The sequence below is a fragment of the Streptomyces sp. NPDC097129 genome, assembly GCF_055668065.1.
Genome location: NZ_JBVOQE010000003.1, coordinates 300765 through 314496 on the forward strand (window position 1 = coordinate 300765; position 13732 = coordinate 314496).

The window sequence follows — 13732 nt, forward strand, 5'->3', positions numbered from 1 at the left end:
GGTGGGTGCTTACCCCGGGGTGAGCGAGCACGTCAGAGGGGTGGGGCATGACGACGCTGAACCGGCCGGGCGCACCGGACGGACACGTCTGCGGGATCGATGCCGCGATGGAGGTGATCGGCGGCAAGTGGAAGGTGCTGATTCTCTGGGCGCTCCACGAGCATCCCTGCCGGCGCTTCGGCGAGCTGCGTCGACTGCTTCCGGGGATCACCGAGAAGGTGCTGGCCTCTCACCTGCGTGAGCTGGAAGCGGACGGCGTCGTCCACCGCGTCTCCTACGACGAGGTGCCGCCCCGCGTCGAGTACTCGCTCACCGAGGACGGCATGCGCCTCAACGGCGCACTCCAGCCCCTGGCCGCCTGGGGGCGACTCAGGCGCAGGTGACCCACGTCGAACCGGAGGAGCACCACCACCTGTCTTCACATTTTCGTCACACGGCCGCCACGCATCTCATACGACCGGTAGGCTCCAGCCCGCACCGCCAGCACAACTGAGGGGGGATCACCTCATGAGCATCCGCATGCGCCACGCCATCGCGTTCGCGGCCGCCACGGCCGGGACGCTCGCCGTCGTGACCGCCGCGCCCGCCCAGGCCGCCGAGTACTCCTCGGCCCTGAAGATCAAGGGCGTCCAGTACGACGCGCCGGGCCGCGACGACAACCGCTGCAACGGCGGCAACACCAGGAACGAGTACCTGACGATCAAGAACTACTCGCGCACGAACGTCAACCTCAAGGGCTACGTCGTCAAGGACGCCACCGGGAACAGGTTCGCCTTCACCTCCAACCACACCCTCGAGCCGGGCGACTACGTCCAGCTGCGTGGCGGCCGCGGCACCGACTCCGACCGTGACAACGTCGTCTACCGCCAGAACTGCAACTTCATATGGAACAACGACAAGGACACCATCTACCTGTACAAGCCGGGCGGCGCCCGCGCGGACGTGCACTCGTACACCAAGAGCGCCAACGACCGGGACGGCAACGGCTACATCACGTACCACGGCTGAGCCACGCCTGACCCGGGGCCGGTGACCGGTCGCGGGCTGCCCGCGCCGGCTTCACCGCGCGGGACTCGGCCCGGCCGCTTCAGCCGGGCCGAGGGTGCCGACGTGCGCCCGCCGCGTCGCACGCGGGATGCGGCGTTCGGGTCGCCAGGTGGCCACCAGCGCGGCCGCCAGGAGGAGTTCGGCGATGTCACCGCCGTAGTACATGATCTCCGCGCCCTGCTGCACCTGGTCGACGGGGGCGTGGATGTCGACGAAGAAGCCGCCGTACATGGCCTGGGCGATCAGTGCGTGCGCGGCGATCGCGATGCCGAGGCAGACCAGCCGGGCGCGCACGCCGGGCCGCGCGGGCGCGGGGTCGGGGCCCGCGACGACGTAGGCGAACAGGAACCCGGAGACGAGGAAGTGCGCGTGCGTCAGCACGTGTCCCGCCGGGTGCGCCATGGCCGTGTTGTACAGCGGCGTGAAGTACAGCAGGGCGAGGGTGCCGGTGCTCAGCGTCAGCGCGACCGCCGGATGGGCGAGCAGCCGCGCGGGCGGGCTGTGCAGGACGGCCGTCACGCGCCGGGCCCGGGTCGGCGGCAGCGCGCGCAGCAGGAGGGTGAGCGGGGCGGCCAGGACCAGGGCCGTCGGCGCGTACATGCCGATGAGCAGGTGCTGGGTCATATGGCCGCGGAAGTCGGTGTGCGCGACGGGAGCCAGCGGCAGGAGCAGAGCCACAGCGAGCAGGGCCAGCCCGGTGAGGCAGGAGAGCGTCCGCAGGCGGCTCCATCCCTGGGCGGGATTGCGGCGCCGGGCCCGCCGGACCGCGAGCAGATAGCCGGCCGCAGCGGCCAGCAGGGCGAGGACGGTCAGGGCGGTCGACAGGCCGACGGCGCCGCTCTGGCTGCTCTCGGGGTGCATGGGGTGCATCAGGCGTGGCCTCCGGCCCGCCCGTCACCGGCCGCGGCACCGAGTGCGGCGTCGGGTGTGAAAGGGCGGCCGCTGCGCTGGAGGAGGTAGCCGCCGCCGATGAGCACGGCGCCCAGCAGGAGGAAGCCCGCGTCCCACCAGGCCTGGTGGGGGCCGCCGTGGACGTGGTGGATGCCGAGGATCTGATGGTCCAGGAGTCCCTCGACGAGGTTGAACACGCCCCAGCCGGCCAGGATCCAGCCCCACAGCACCCTCGACGCCCACACGGCCCGCCGCTGATGGGTGACGCGGGAGTAGAGCACGGCCAGGCCCAGCAGTACGGCGAGCCAGCACACGGTGTGGAAGATCCCGTCCCACACGGTGTTCATCTCCAGTCCGGAGACGGTGTGGGGGTCGTAGTACTTCACTCCGATGCGGTCGTGGTTGGTGCTCGTGAGCATGTGGTGCCACTGCAGGAGCTGGTGCAGCAGGATGCCGTCGACGAAGCCGCCGAGACCCACGCCGAGGATGATGCCCGGCAGCCGGAGGCTGCCCGGTGCCGCAACCGCCCGCTGTGCACCCGCTGTGGTGGCCATCGCCCGCTCTCCGTTCCGTCGTCCGGGCACGGTTCCTTCCGGCACGGTTTCTCCCGCGCCCAGACTCCACCACTCCCGCACACTGCGCTTCCCTCGTTTCGGCCAAGCGGAAGAGCGGCTGCTGTTTCGGCCATGCGGCGGCGGGGGCCGTTCAGCCGCTGGTCACCGCTGCGCAGAGACCCAGGTTCCGCGGACCGCCACCGCGAGCGGGTCGGCGAGGGCCGCCATGTCCGCGCCCGGGTCACCGCGGACGACGAGCAGATCGGCGTCCAGTCCTGGCCGGAGCCTGCCCGCGCGGTCGCCGACGCCGCACGCGTCCGCCGCGCGCGAGGTGGCCGTGGCGAGCGCGACGTCCGCCGGGATGCCCCCGGCGGTCAGTTCGGCGACGGCGGCGGGGAGGACGCCGTGGGCCTTGGCGGCGTTGATACCGCTGTCGGAGCCCGAGACCAGCCGGACGCCCGCGCGGTGCATCCGAGCCGCCGCCTGCTGCCGCTGTTCGAAGCCGAGACCGAAGCGGTCCATGATCGCCTGGACGTTCGGCGGCGGGACCGCGTCGGCCGCCATGCCGAGCGCCAGGCACACCGCCGTGTTCTGCCGGGCGAGCCGCTCCAGCAGTTCGTCGGGGAGCAGGACGCCGTCGGCGGTCAGGCACGTGCAGTGCTCGATGCCGTCCACCCCGGCGTCCAGGGCCTGTTCCACGGCGGCCAGGGCGTGCGCGTGGACGGTCACCCGGAGTCCCGCGGCGTGCGCGGCGTCCACGACGAGCCGCAGCTCGTCCAGGGTGTACTGGCAGCGCGCCACATCGGTGCCCGGTGTGTTCACCCCGCCGCTGCCCATCACCTTGACGACGTCGACGCCCCGCTCGACGCGTTCACGCACCGCCGCGCGCAGCTGCTCCGGGCCTTCGACGCCGCCGCCCATGAACGCGCAGTGGCCGCCGGGAGTGGTGATCGGCGGCCCGGCGGCGACGATCGCGGGAGCCGGCACGCCCACGGCACCGGGCGCGCGGGCCAGGTCGCGACGGCGGACCACGGACCAGTCACGGTCGCCCAGGTCGCGCACCGTGGTGACGCCCGCCGCGAGCTGTCGCCGCAGGGAGTCGTCGATGACCTCCTCCAGCCGGTCCGGCGAGTCGGTGGCCATCCGATCCAGTGCCCCGTCGTGGCTGTCGGCGCCGAGATGGCAGTGCAGGTCGATGAGCCCCGGCAGCAGCGTCGCGTCCGGGAAATCCGCCAGCTCCCAGCCCTCCGGGACGGGTGCCTGCGCGGCTTCCACGCCGACGATCCGCCCGTCCCGGACGAACACGGCGACGCCGTCGGGCCGAAAGCGTTCACCGTCGAAAGCACGGGCGGCGCGGATCACTCGGGGTGACACCTGCATGGCAACCTCCTGCGGCGCTCTTACCGGTGAGCGTAGCCACGAGGCGCACACCCGTCCGTCAAGCCGCGCCGCGGACGCGGCGCACACCGGCGCCGCCCGGGGAGGAAGTGCCCTGGCCTGCCGGTCCGGTGAACTCGCTGATCGGGGGCACACGGCCGGAGTCGAGCATGTTCCTGCCAGGAGGGGGCCCGCACCACCGTGACCACACCCGCACACCGCATACGCCGCACCGGCCGGCGGAGGTTCGACCTGCGCGCCACCGCCGTGTACTTCGGCCTTCTCGCCCTCGTCGTGTGCACCCTCGGGTTCGCTGTCCGCACCATGATCGCCGCCGCTCAGCGGCGTCCGGTATGGGAGGCCGCCCTGTGCCTCGTGGTCGTCGCGGCGGCCCTCGCGCTGCGCCGCCGCCGGCGCCGGGTCACCGCCGCCCGTACCGCTCGGCGGGCCGCCGCGGCCATGGAGGCGGCGACGGACACGGCACTGGAGGCGCTGGAGACATCTGCCATGGAGACACCGGCCGTCGAGACGCCGTTCGTGCCGCGCCAGGCCGCCGAACCCCTTCCCCTCGAACCGGAGGAACAGCGGGTCGTCGACTACGACGCCTTGGACGCCTACGAGTTCGAGCAGGCCGTGGCCGCGTTGTGCGAACGGGACGGGTGCACCGGCGTCGAAGTCGTCGGCGGCGCCGGCGATCTGGGCGCGGACGTCGTGGCCGTGGCGCCGGACGGGCGGCGGGTGGTCGTCCAGTGCAAGCGCTACAGCGACGAGCACCGCGTCGGCTCCCAGGACCTGCAGCGCTTCGGCGGCACCTGCTACACCGTGCACGAGGCCGACGTCGCCGTCCTGGTGACCACGAGCGACTTCACGGCACCGGCCGCCGAGTACGCCGCACAGTGCGGCATCGTGTGCGTCGACGGGGCGGCACTGCGCGCGTGGAGCGACGGCAGCGCGGCAGCTCCCTGGACGGCGGCGGAGGACGCCGCCGTGGACGACGGTCTGACCTGCTGACGCGCTGAGGTGCTGGGGTGCTGACCGGTCGGGAGAAGCCGCCGCGTACTCCCCGTCGAGCACTTGGTTGAATACGCCCGGGACCAGCTCCACGGAGCAGTGCGCGCCGTTCGGGTCGGCTGGTCGAACGGGGGATGTTCATGACGTACCGGCAGGCGGCGATACCGGCGGCGGCGGGAGCGATCCTGCTCACCGCTTTGCTGTGGTGGGCCGGGTCCGGCACCCAGGCGCTTGATCTCCAGGGCGCGAGCACGGTGTTCGGGGGCCGGTCCGTCGCCGAACTCCAGCACTGGCTCAGCCCCTGGTCCTACGATCCGCCGGGCACGGGGCAGGCCTACGGCGCCGGCATGGGCGGCGGCCCCTATGAGCGGCTGTACCACACCGCGCTGCAGATCCGGTTCGCCGCCGTGTTCGCCTTCTACCTGGCCGGGGCGCTGCTGGTGATCCGCCGGTTGCCGCCGACGCCCGGCCGGACGGCGGTCTCGCTGATCGCGGTGTGGGCGTGGGGGCTGGTGTCCGGGACCTTGGCCGTGGCGGTCTCGGCTCCGTGGCTCATCGCCGCGCAGGGACATGGCAGTTACCGTTTCCTGCCGCAGCTCGCGAGTGTCATCTCCACCGGGCGTGAGATCGTCGGGGTGAGCGCGCTCGTCGCCGCGGCGACGACGGTGCTGATCGCGCGCGTCACCGCCAAGGACGCGGCTCAGCGGCCGCAGCACGCGGTACCGGTGCGCGCCGCGCGGGTCGCCGCCACCGCGGGGACGGCCGTGGTCGCCTTCTCGGTGCTCGTCCTGTCCTACGTTCCGGTCGCGGCCCGGATCCAGTCCGTCTCGCCGCGCATCGGTCTGCTCTCCGAGCCGGGCGACCTGTTGCGCCAGTGGCTGTTGCTCAGTGCCTGGGACGCTCCGGGCGGCGCACCGCTCGGCGACTGGCTGCTGTACCGCGCCGGTGACGTGCTCCTGCTCGGTGTGGTGTGGTGGGCGCTGCGCGGACTGCCGGTGCTCCTGACTCGGGTCACGGTCCCGGCGATGGCCCTGTGCACGGTCTGTGCGACGACCGTCGGCCTGTCTCTCGGCGAGGTCCTGCACGCCGTGGCCGACGGCGGGGATCCGGCCTCGCTGGTGGCCGGCATCGGTGTGGGCGTCCCGGCCGCCGTCACCTGCGGTGCGGTGGCGGGAGCCCTGGCCGCGGTGACACTGCGCGTGGCTGCGGGGCGGGCGCACGAGCCCGTCGAGGCCCCTGCCGACGGGCACCCGGTTGGCTGAAACTGCTCCTTCTCATCCCCGTACTGCGGGCAACGTCACCCTGCGGAAGGTCGCGCATCGGCCCGGTGAACGGGCCGCCGGACGCCCGTGAAGGGCCGGGTGTGAGACCGGCGGCATACCACACACGTGCGGTGCGGTGGCTGTTTTTCGACGAAGTGAACTCGTGCGTGGGTCGGCCGCGTTACACGCGGCCCGGCGCACCGCAGGCTGACTAGCATGAGCGCGTGCTTGATCCGCAAGGGTCCGGAAATGGCCCGGTCGGGCCGCAAAAGGCCGGAAGGGCGCCGACCGCCCGGAGCGGCGGCCGGCCCGGCCACCGGATTCCGGCGACCGTCCCCGACGTGCACGCACGTCCTGCTCGCACCGACCGAGGAACCGCGGAATGCCAGTGCCTCCCAGCCCCCGCCAGCGTCGACCCGCCGAAGGGGCACGTTCCTCCCCGGTTCTGGCCGCGGTGGCACTGTCGGTGGCGGCCCTGGGGGTCGCCGTCGTAGCCGCTCTGGCACCCGCTGCGGCGCGCACCTGGGCGCTGGGGACGGCGATCGCCGGATTCTGCTGCGTGGCGGCTGTCGCCGGCTGCGCTTCCCGGCTGCTGCTGCGCGCTCGCCGGCAGGCCGCGGCCCGCGCCGACGAGCTCGAACTGGCCAGGAAGAACTGGACGCAGCACAGCGCGGGGACCGCGCAGTTGGTCAACGCGACCCTCCCGGCCGTCGCGAAGCAGCTGCACGGCGGCGCGACCGCGGACGAGGTCCTCGCCCGCGTGGCCATGCCGTCCGACCCGCTCCAGAGCCGGCTGCTGCACATGGTCGTCTCCGAGCTCGCGGAATCGGTCCGGCGGGCCGCCGACGCGGACGCCGCGACGCGGACCGCGCGCCGCGAACTGGCCCACGGAACGGCGGAACTCGAGCGGCTGACCGGTGAGACCCTGCCCACCGCGATGGCGCTGCTGCGGGAGGGAAGCTCCGCCGACACCGTCCTCGCCCGGTTCGACTGGCCGCACAGTCCCCTGCTGCGCGGCCCCGCCGAGTGGTTCGTGCGGCAACTCGCCTACAGCGAGCGCCGTTCGGCCGCCGCCCAGGCCGCCTCCGCCAAGGCGCTCAGCCGGGTCCAGGCGAAGACGGTCAGCATGCTCGCGGCGCTGCGGGACATGCAGGACCGGCACACCGGTGAGGTCTTCGGCGACCTGCTGCGCCTGGACCACAGCACCTCGCAGCTCGGACTCATGACCGACCGGCTGGCACTGCTGATGGGCGGCCGTCCCAGCCGGGTGTGGAACAAGCCGATCGTCATGGAGAGCATCCTGCGCGGGGCCGTCGGCAGGATCGCCGCCTACCGCAGGGTGCGTCTGCACTCCTCCAGCAAGGCGGCCATCGCCGGTTTCGCGGCCGAGGCCGTGATGCACCTGCTGGCCGAACTCATGGACAACGCCGCCAACTTCTCCCCGCCCATCGACGAGGTCCACGTGTACGTCGAGGAGCGCAGCGCCGGAGTCGTCATCACCATCGAGGACAGCGGGCTGAAGATGTCCGACGCCGCCCTGCGCCGCGCGGAGGACGCGGTGTCGGGCAAGGTCACCGACCTGGCCTCGCTGCAGGGCACGCGGCTGGGGCTGGCCGTCGTGGGCCGTATCGCCGTGAAGTACGGCATCGGCGTCAACTACCGCCCGTCGTCGCGGGGAGGGACCGGCGTCGTCGTCCTCGTGCCGCCCCAGCTGGTGGCCCAGCAGCGTGAGCCGGTCGCGACGGGGGCCGTGGCGGTGCCGGCTCCGGCGGCCGAGGCGCCCCTGCCGGTACGGGAGACGCACATCGCGTCGCACGAGGCCCCGCCCGGCCCGCGCGCGGACATCCCGCGCCATCGCGCCGCCACGACCAACGGGCTGCCGGTGAGGTCGCCGGGGCGCACGATGGCGCAGGCGGAGCAGACGCGGCAGCAGCCGGTGCCGGAGGAGCCCGCGGCCGAGGAGGGCGAGGCGCGGGTGGGACGCGATGCGGGGAGCCGGTTCGGTGCCTTCCATCGCGGCCGGCGGGCCGCCGGCGGCTCCGCCACGCCCAGCGCCGGCCACAAGCCCGACGCCACGGCCGACGACTAGGGTCGGGCCACGCTCTTTCCGTGCAACTGCCTGACCCCGCACCGATTCACAGCACCTCGTTGGATTGGAGGAACGGGCCGGACGACCGTCAGCCGGTCGCCCCGCCCACCCACCATGGAGACCACTGACAACAGCCTCACCTGGCTCCTGAAAAACCTCCTGGAGCGCACGCCGGGCACGCGCCACGCGCTCGTCCTGTCCCGGGACGGTCTGAAGCTGTGCTGGACGGAGCATCTGACGCTGGACCAGGCCGACCAGCTGGCCGCGATCTGCTCCGGCATCCAGGCCCTCGCCCAGGGCGCGTCCATGGAGTTCGGCGACGGGTCGGGCGGCGTCCGGCACTCCATGACCGAGTTCCACGGGGGTCTGCTGTTCATCGTGCAGGCGGGTCAGGGCGCGCATCTGGCGGTCGTCGCCCAGGAGAGCGCCGACCCGGGCATCGTGGGGCACCAGATGACGGAGATGGTGGAGCAGATCGGCGAGCACCTGCGGGCGGAGCCCCGCGCGGCGGTCGCCCGGGGCACCACCGCGTGATGCACCACCCCGTGGACGTCGGCGATCCGGACCGGCTCTACACGGTCACGGGCGGCCGGAGCGAAGCCGACGAGAGTTTCGACCTGGTGACGCTGATCGTCAGCGAGTGCGAGCCAGGTGCCGGGATGCAGTCCGAGCATGCGCGGATCCTCGACCTGTGCCGGCACCCCACGGCGCTGGTCGAGATCGCGGCGGAGCTGAAGCTGCCGATCACCGTCGTACGGATCCTGCTCGGCGATCTCCACACGACCGGCCGGATCAGTGTCCGGCACCCGCGCGCGGCCCCGTCCGTCGCGTCCCTCCCCGAAACCGCACTGCTCCAGGAGGTGCTCCATGGGCTCCGCAACCTCTGAGCTGCCCTCCCAGCGCACGCCGCTGGCCGATGCCGCCGACACCGGCCTGAAGATCGTGGTCGTGGGCGGGTTCGGGGTCGGAAAGACCACCCTGGTGCGGTCCGTCAGCGAGATCCGGCCGCTGAACACCGAGGAGTTGATGACGCGGGCGGGGCAGGGCGTCGACGTGACGGCCGGGGTGGAGCGGAAGGCCACCACGACGGTCGCGTTCGACTTCGGGCGCATCACGCTCAACCGGCGCATGGTGCTGTATGTGTTCGGCGCGCCCGGGCAGGAACGGTTCTGGTTCCTGTGGGAGCGGCTGTTCTCCGGCACGCTGGGCGCGGTCGTCCTCGTCGACACCCGTCGTATGGAGGACTCCTGGTATGCGATAGACCGGCTGGAACACCACAACACCCCTTTCGTGGTGGCCGTCAACCGCTTCGACGGTGACGAGAACCGCTTCTCGCTGGAGGAGATCCGGCAGGCCCTCGCCCTGAACGAGGACGTGCCGATGATCGACTGCGACGCGCGGGTCAGGTCCTCCGGCAAGGAGGTTCTCATCACCTTGGTGGACCACCTGTACGCATTGGCCCTGTCCCAGGAGAGAACACCGTGAGCGACACCACCGGCTCCCCGCCCGCCGGCGGGCCCGCACCCGGCTGCCCCGTGCACGCCTCCGCCGTGCGGCTGGGCGGCCTGGAGTACCAGCAGACACCCGCGCAGCTGTACCGCACCCTGCGCCAGGAGCACGGAGCGGTGGCGCCCGTCCTGCTCGAAGGGGGCATCCCGGCCTGGTTCGTGCTCGGTTATCCCGAGGTCTGCTATGTGACCAGCCACGACGAGTTGTTCGCGCGGGACTCGCGGCGCTGGAACCAGTGGCCGAACATCGCGCCGGACTGGCCCCTGTTGCCGTTCGTCGGCTACCAGCCGTCGGTGCTGTTCACCGAGGGCCCCGAGCACCAGCGGCGCGCGGGGGTGATCACTCAGGCGCTGGAGGGCGTGGACCAGTTCGAGCTGGCCCGCGAGTGCCAGGTGATCGCCGAGCAGTTGATCGGCGCCTTCGCGGGCAGTGGCCAGGCCGAGCTGATGAGCATGTACGCCCACGCCCTGCCGGCCCGCGGTGTGCTGTGGATGTGCGGAGTGGAGCCGGGCGGTGCCGACACCGAGCAGCTCGTCGACGATCTGCGGATCTCGCTGGACGCCGGTGAGGGCGACGACGCGGTCGCGGCGTTCGTGCGGGTGGGTGAGCGACTGGCCCGGCTGGTGAAGGAGAAGCGGGAGCGGCCCGGGCCCGATGTCGTCTCCCGGATGCTGCTGCATCCGGCCGGGCTCGGTGACGAGGAGATCGCGCACGACCTGATCTCCGTGATCGCCGCGGCCCAGCAGCCGACCGCCCACTGGATCTGCAACACCCTGCGGCTGCTGCTGACGGACGAGCGCTTCGCGGTGAACGTCTCCGGCGGCCGGGTCAGCGTCGGGGACGCGCTGAACGAGGTGCTGTGGCTGGACACGCCGACGCAGGCGTTCATCGGCCGGTGGGCCGTGCGTGACACACAGCTCGGCGGGCGCCTCATCCGCGAGGGCGACTGCCTCGTCCTGGGCCTCGCCGCGGCCAACACCGATCCGCAGATCTGGCCCGAGGCACACGTCGGCCAGGAGAACTCCGCGCACCTGTCCTTCAGCAGCGGCGAGCACCGCTGCCCCTATCCGGCCCCGCTGCTGGCGGACGTCATGGCGCGTACGGCGGTGGAGACGCTGCTGGAGCATCTGCCGGACCTGGTGCTGGCGGTCGACGCCAAGGAGCTGACCTGGCGTCCGTCGATCTGGATGCGCGGGCTGACGTCCCTGCCGGTCCGGTTCACTCCGGCGATCCGCTAGGGCCTGTCGTGGGGATCGTCCCGGCGTCGCGGGCGGAGGGACGAGCGCGTCCCGTCCGTCCGCGGACCACGGGGTGCGCGCCTCTCAGGCGGTGGCCGGTGTGAAGCGCACCCGCAGCGACTGCGGGCCGCGCGTGAACGCGCCCTGTTCGACGGGCTCGAAGCCGTCGGCGAGCCGGACGTCGGGCATGGCGTCCAGCAGGTGGTCGATGCCCGTCTCCACCTCCGCCTTGGCCGGCAGCGCGCCGACGCAGAAGTGCCGGCCGAGCGCGAAGGTGAGATGGTCCGCGGCGGCCGAGAACGCGGAGTCCGTCGAGAGGTCGTCGCGGAAGAGGTCGAAGCGGTCGGGGTTGCGGAAGCGTCGCTCGTCCCGGTTGGCCGCGCCGATCAGGCAGGTACCGTGGCGCCGGCGGGGATGGTGCCGCCGCTGACCTCGACTGGCTCAAACAGACCGGTCCGGGCCGAAGTTGAGCGCCTGATCGCCGTCGCCGGGATGCGACGGTCTGCGGTGTCACGGCGCGAGAAAGCCCCGGTCGGCTCGGGGGAGGCCGACCGGGGCGCTCTGGGGCGGGGGCGGAGGGTGGTCGCCTCGCGGCGAGTGGCTCCGTGGGGCTTCAGCCGGACGATCGTCCCCACGGGCGACAGATGAGGCCCGGGGACACCGTCCCCTCCACACCCGCACCAGTTGAACGGTCAACCTGATGGGTTTCTTTCCATGACGGGTGTGAGACGCACCGCTCGGTGGTACCGGCATGACAGTCGCTTCACCCGAGTGCCTCGACCACGCCTCGCCGTGGACGGGCGCCGGGGCAAGATGAAGAAGGGGCCGGAACGGGAGGCCTACATGTTCGAGGCGGACGACATCCGCAACTGGCGTGGTCACGACGTCGTCGACACCGACGACCACAAGATCGGAGCACTCGAGTCCGTCTACGTGGACACCTCGACCGACCTGCCGTTCTTCGCCACCGTCACCGTCGGCCTGCCCACCCGCCGCCGCCTGGTGTTCGTTCCGCTCACCGGCGCCACCGTCGGTCCGGGCTACCTGAGGGTCGCCCACTCCAAGAACGTGATCAAGAAGGCTCCGTCCATCGATGTCGACGGAGTGCTCCCGGCCGAGGACGAGCCCTCCGTCTTCGCCCACTACGAAATCGAGTACACCCCTGGAGCCGGTGGCGAACGGCGTCTGGCCCGCCGCTGATCGACCCGAACCGGGAGGACAGGATGACCCTGTTCCTGCTGCTGATCATCGTGGCCCTGATCCTGGGCCTCATCGGGGCGGTCGTCCACGGCCTCTTCTACCTGCTGATCATCGGCATCATCGTCCTGCTGGCCGACATCGTGTACGGAGCCCTGCGGTTCCGTCGCGGGGGACGCCGGCACCGCCGTACGCGCTGACGCCGTCGCGGCGGGCCCCTGTGGGCCCGCGGACGTCACGCGGCGCTGCTGCGGGGAGAGCGGCGTGCGCAGCCGGTGTCGTGGTCGGCGCCGAGCGAGGTCCACCAGCGCTCGCAGCAGGCGGCCGCGAGTTCCCGCTTGGCGTGCATCTCGGCGACCGCGTCGTGCCGCGCACGGTCGTCGCGCTCACGCAGGGTGCGGCGTCTGTCGGCGACGGCGGGGCCGGCGACGCCCGCCAGGACCGTGAGGGCCGCGGCGGCCATGACGACACTGGTCCCCATGGTCGCGGCGCCCCAGGTCCGGACGGTGCAGTAGACCAGCCACAGGCCGACAGCGGCGTGCAGAGCGGTGAGTATGCGGCGTCCTCGGCTCATGAAGGTCCTCCCCTGGCTGCGTGAGTCGGCAGTGTCGCGGATGCCCGCGATCGGCCGGATCAAGCGATCGCCACGGGGATCGGTTGACGGGCGATCAGGCGCCGCGTTCCGACGGCCCGCCGCTCCTGCGCCTGCCGCGCGTCAGGCGCGCGGGGTGCCGCCGTCCTGCGGCGCGCGGTCGGTCAGGTCGGCCACCTGCCCGGCGGGCGGCGCCTTCACGTCGACGTCCGTGCCGAAGTCCGAGTACTCCAGGACCGTGTCGATCGTCAGCTGCTGCGGTGCGGCGCTGCGCGCGGAGCCCGCGGCGGACGCCGGGATGGGCGTCTTGACGGCCGTGACGATCTGCTGGCGCCGGATCCTGCCGTCGTCGTCGAGCCACAGCTGCATCGGTACCGTCGGACCCAGCCGCCGGCGCAGGTTCGCGCCGTCGGGCAGGGCGGCCACGTCCACGGTGACCCGGTAGCGGGTGGTGGCCACGCCGCCGACGGTCTCCCGGCCGGCCTTGCTCACCCCCCGGTCGGTGATCGCCCTGGCGAACGCGGCGGACCGGGCCGGGTCGCCGATCTCCTGGTCGCCGAGGCCCTGCTGCGAGGCCTCCCGCTTCAGGTCGATCCGCACCCAGGGCTTGCCGGCCGGCGTGCGGGCGCCCGGCACCTTCTGGTAGAGGACGCGGTCCACCACACGCTGCTCCACCGGGCGGCCCTGCGCGGTCACCGTCAGGGCGCTGTCGCCGTCCTCCAGGTCGACGACGCCCCGTCCGTCGGAGACCACCGTCTGTCCGTCCGCCGTCGCCTTGACCCGCATGCTCAGCTTCGCCGTGTCGGCCTGAGCCGTCCTGTCGTAGGCGGCGCGCACGGCCGCGGCGCCCGGCTCCTGCACGGCGCCGGACCGGCCGGCCTTTCCTGGCGCGTCGGATGCGTCGTCGCTTCCGCAGCCGGCCAGGACGCCGCCCACCACGGCCGTGGCCACCATGAACGCTCCGG

The 13732-nt window shown here is 72.6% G+C and carries 16 protein-coding genes and 1 pseudogene; 11 read left to right on the forward strand and 6 right to left on the reverse strand.

Annotated features, from left to right (window positions below; translation table 11 throughout):
• Positions 1–47: 47 nt before the first annotated feature.
• Positions 48–383: a winged helix-turn-helix transcriptional regulator gene (locus tag AC0B9F_RS12035; protein WP_472001450.1), complete on the forward strand. Its 336-nt coding sequence runs from the start codon at positions 48–50 to the stop codon at positions 381–383.
• 124 nt (positions 384–507) lie between these two features.
• Positions 508–1008 carry a lamin tail domain-containing protein gene (locus AC0B9F_RS12040; RefSeq protein ID WP_472001452.1) on the forward strand — a complete coding sequence of 167 codons (501 nt, stop codon included), beginning with the start codon at positions 508–510 and terminating at the stop codon, positions 1006–1008.
• 51 nt (positions 1009–1059) lie between these two features.
• Here the strand turns inward: AC0B9F_RS12040 and AC0B9F_RS12045 are convergent, their stop codons facing one another.
• The 3 genes from AC0B9F_RS12045 to AC0B9F_RS12055 form a co-directional block, all read right to left on the reverse strand.
• Complete coding sequence (locus AC0B9F_RS12045) at positions 1060–1917, reverse strand: cytochrome c oxidase assembly protein (RefSeq protein ID WP_472001454.1); 858 nt, start codon at positions 1915–1917, stop codon at positions 1060–1062.
• Positions 1917–2492 carry a DUF2243 domain-containing protein gene (locus tag AC0B9F_RS12050; protein WP_472001456.1) on the reverse strand — a complete coding sequence of 192 codons (576 nt, stop codon included), beginning with the start codon at positions 2490–2492 and terminating at the stop codon, positions 1917–1919. The genes AC0B9F_RS12045 and AC0B9F_RS12050 overlap by 1 nt, the downstream gene beginning before the upstream one ends.
• A gap of 162 nt (positions 2493–2654) precedes the next feature.
• Entirely contained in the window at positions 2655–3872 is a 1218-nt protein-coding gene (locus AC0B9F_RS12055; protein WP_472001458.1) for an amidohydrolase family protein, read from the reverse strand.
• 198 nt (positions 3873–4070) lie between these two features.
• Here AC0B9F_RS12055 and AC0B9F_RS12060 point away from each other — a divergent pair, with 198 nt between their 5' ends.
• The 7 genes from AC0B9F_RS12060 to AC0B9F_RS12090 all read left to right on the forward strand — a co-directional run bounded on the left by AC0B9F_RS12060 (position 4071) and on the right by AC0B9F_RS12090 (position 10978).
• The gene (locus AC0B9F_RS12060) at positions 4071–4880 is read left to right on the forward strand and encodes a restriction endonuclease (protein WP_472001460.1); all 810 of its coding nucleotides are present in this window, start codon (positions 4071–4073) and stop codon (positions 4878–4880) included.
• 140 nt (positions 4881–5020) lie between these two features.
• Positions 5021–6142: a hypothetical protein gene (locus tag AC0B9F_RS12065; protein WP_472001462.1), complete on the forward strand. Its 1122-nt coding sequence runs from the start codon at positions 5021–5023 to the stop codon at positions 6140–6142.
• Positions 6143–6524: 382 nt separating this feature from the next.
• Positions 6525–8231, forward strand: coding sequence for an ATP-binding protein (locus tag AC0B9F_RS12070; protein WP_472001464.1), 1707 nt, complete (start codon positions 6525–6527; stop codon positions 8229–8231).
• A gap of 114 nt (positions 8232–8345) precedes the next feature.
• The gene (locus AC0B9F_RS12075) at positions 8346–8765 is read left to right on the forward strand and encodes a roadblock/LC7 domain-containing protein (protein WP_472001466.1); all 420 of its coding nucleotides are present in this window, start codon (positions 8346–8348) and stop codon (positions 8763–8765) included.
• A complete protein-coding gene (locus tag AC0B9F_RS12080) occupies positions 8762–9118 on the forward strand; it encodes a DUF742 domain-containing protein (protein WP_472001471.1) in 357 nt (118 codons plus the stop codon). The genes AC0B9F_RS12075 and AC0B9F_RS12080 overlap by 4 nt, the downstream gene beginning before the upstream one ends.
• Positions 9099–9716 carry a GTP-binding protein gene (locus AC0B9F_RS12085; protein ID WP_472001482.1) on the forward strand — a complete coding sequence of 206 codons (618 nt, stop codon included), beginning with the start codon at positions 9099–9101 and terminating at the stop codon, positions 9714–9716. Before AC0B9F_RS12080 ends, AC0B9F_RS12085 begins: the two co-directional genes overlap by 20 nt.
• On the forward strand, positions 9713–10978 hold the full coding sequence (locus AC0B9F_RS12090; protein WP_472001484.1) for a cytochrome P450: 1266 nt from the start codon (positions 9713–9715) through the stop codon (positions 10976–10978). Before AC0B9F_RS12085 ends, AC0B9F_RS12090 begins: the two co-directional genes overlap by 4 nt.
• Positions 10979–11062: 84 nt before the next feature.
• On the opposite strand, the pseudogene AC0B9F_RS12095 reads toward AC0B9F_RS12090, so the two are convergent.
• Positions 11063–11415, reverse strand: a pseudogene (locus tag AC0B9F_RS12095) (cytochrome P450); the annotation flags it as partial.
• Between the two features lie 406 nt (positions 11416–11821).
• Here AC0B9F_RS12095 and AC0B9F_RS12100 point away from each other — a divergent pair.
• On the forward strand, positions 11822–12178 hold the full coding sequence (locus tag AC0B9F_RS12100; RefSeq protein WP_472002123.1) for a PRC-barrel domain-containing protein: 357 nt from the start codon (positions 11822–11824) through the stop codon (positions 12176–12178).
• Between the two features lie 23 nt (positions 12179–12201).
• On the forward strand, positions 12202–12375 hold the full coding sequence (locus AC0B9F_RS12105) for a hypothetical protein (RefSeq protein ID WP_472001486.1): 174 nt from the start codon (positions 12202–12204) through the stop codon (positions 12373–12375).
• A gap of 35 nt (positions 12376–12410) precedes the next feature.
• Here the strand turns inward: AC0B9F_RS12105 and AC0B9F_RS12110 are convergent, their stop codons facing one another.
• Entirely contained in the window at positions 12411–12749 is a 339-nt protein-coding gene (locus AC0B9F_RS12110; protein WP_472001488.1) for a hypothetical protein, read from the reverse strand.
• Between the two features lie 141 nt (positions 12750–12890).
• Complete coding sequence (locus AC0B9F_RS12115) at positions 12891–13721, reverse strand: SCO4651 family lipoprotein (RefSeq protein WP_472001490.1); 831 nt, start codon at positions 13719–13721, stop codon at positions 12891–12893.
• Positions 13722–13732: the final 11 nt, after the last annotated feature.

Bases quoted from the DNA above. Each gene is read 5' to 3' on its own strand.
- AC0B9F_RS12065 (WP_472001462.1), top strand. From the start codon at position 5,021: ATGACGTACCGGCAGGCGGCGATACCGGCGGCGGCGGGAGCGATCCTG.
- AC0B9F_RS12055 (WP_472001458.1), bottom strand. From the start codon at position 3,872: ATGCAGGTGTCACCCCGAGTGATCCGCGCCGCCCGTGCTTTCGACGGT.
- AC0B9F_RS12040 (WP_472001452.1), top strand. From the start codon at position 508: ATGAGCATCCGCATGCGCCACGCCATCGCGTTCGCGGCCGCCACGGCC.
- AC0B9F_RS12115 (WP_472001490.1), bottom strand. From the start codon at position 13,721: ATGGTGGCCACGGCCGTGGTGGGCGGCGTCCTGGCCGGCTGCGGAAGC.
- AC0B9F_RS12050 (WP_472001456.1), bottom strand. From the start codon at position 2,492: ATGGCCACCACAGCGGGTGCACAGCGGGCGGTTGCGGCACCGGGCAGC.
- AC0B9F_RS12070 (WP_472001464.1), top strand. From the start codon at position 6,525: ATGCCAGTGCCTCCCAGCCCCCGCCAGCGTCGACCCGCCGAAGGGGCA.
- AC0B9F_RS12045 (WP_472001454.1), bottom strand. From the start codon at position 1,917: ATGCACCCCATGCACCCCGAGAGCAGCCAGAGCGGCGCCGTCGGCCTG.
- AC0B9F_RS12035 (WP_472001450.1), top strand. From the start codon at position 48: ATGACGACGCTGAACCGGCCGGGCGCACCGGACGGACACGTCTGCGGG.
- AC0B9F_RS12075 (WP_472001466.1), top strand. From the start codon at position 8,346: ATGGAGACCACTGACAACAGCCTCACCTGGCTCCTGAAAAACCTCCTG.
- AC0B9F_RS12085 (WP_472001482.1), top strand. From the start codon at position 9,099: ATGGGCTCCGCAACCTCTGAGCTGCCCTCCCAGCGCACGCCGCTGGCC.
- AC0B9F_RS12110 (WP_472001488.1), bottom strand. From the start codon at position 12,749: ATGAGCCGAGGACGCCGCATACTCACCGCTCTGCACGCCGCTGTCGGC.
- AC0B9F_RS12105 (WP_472001486.1), top strand. From the start codon at position 12,202: ATGACCCTGTTCCTGCTGCTGATCATCGTGGCCCTGATCCTGGGCCTC.
- AC0B9F_RS12100 (WP_472002123.1), top strand. From the start codon at position 11,822: ATGTTCGAGGCGGACGACATCCGCAACTGGCGTGGTCACGACGTCGTC.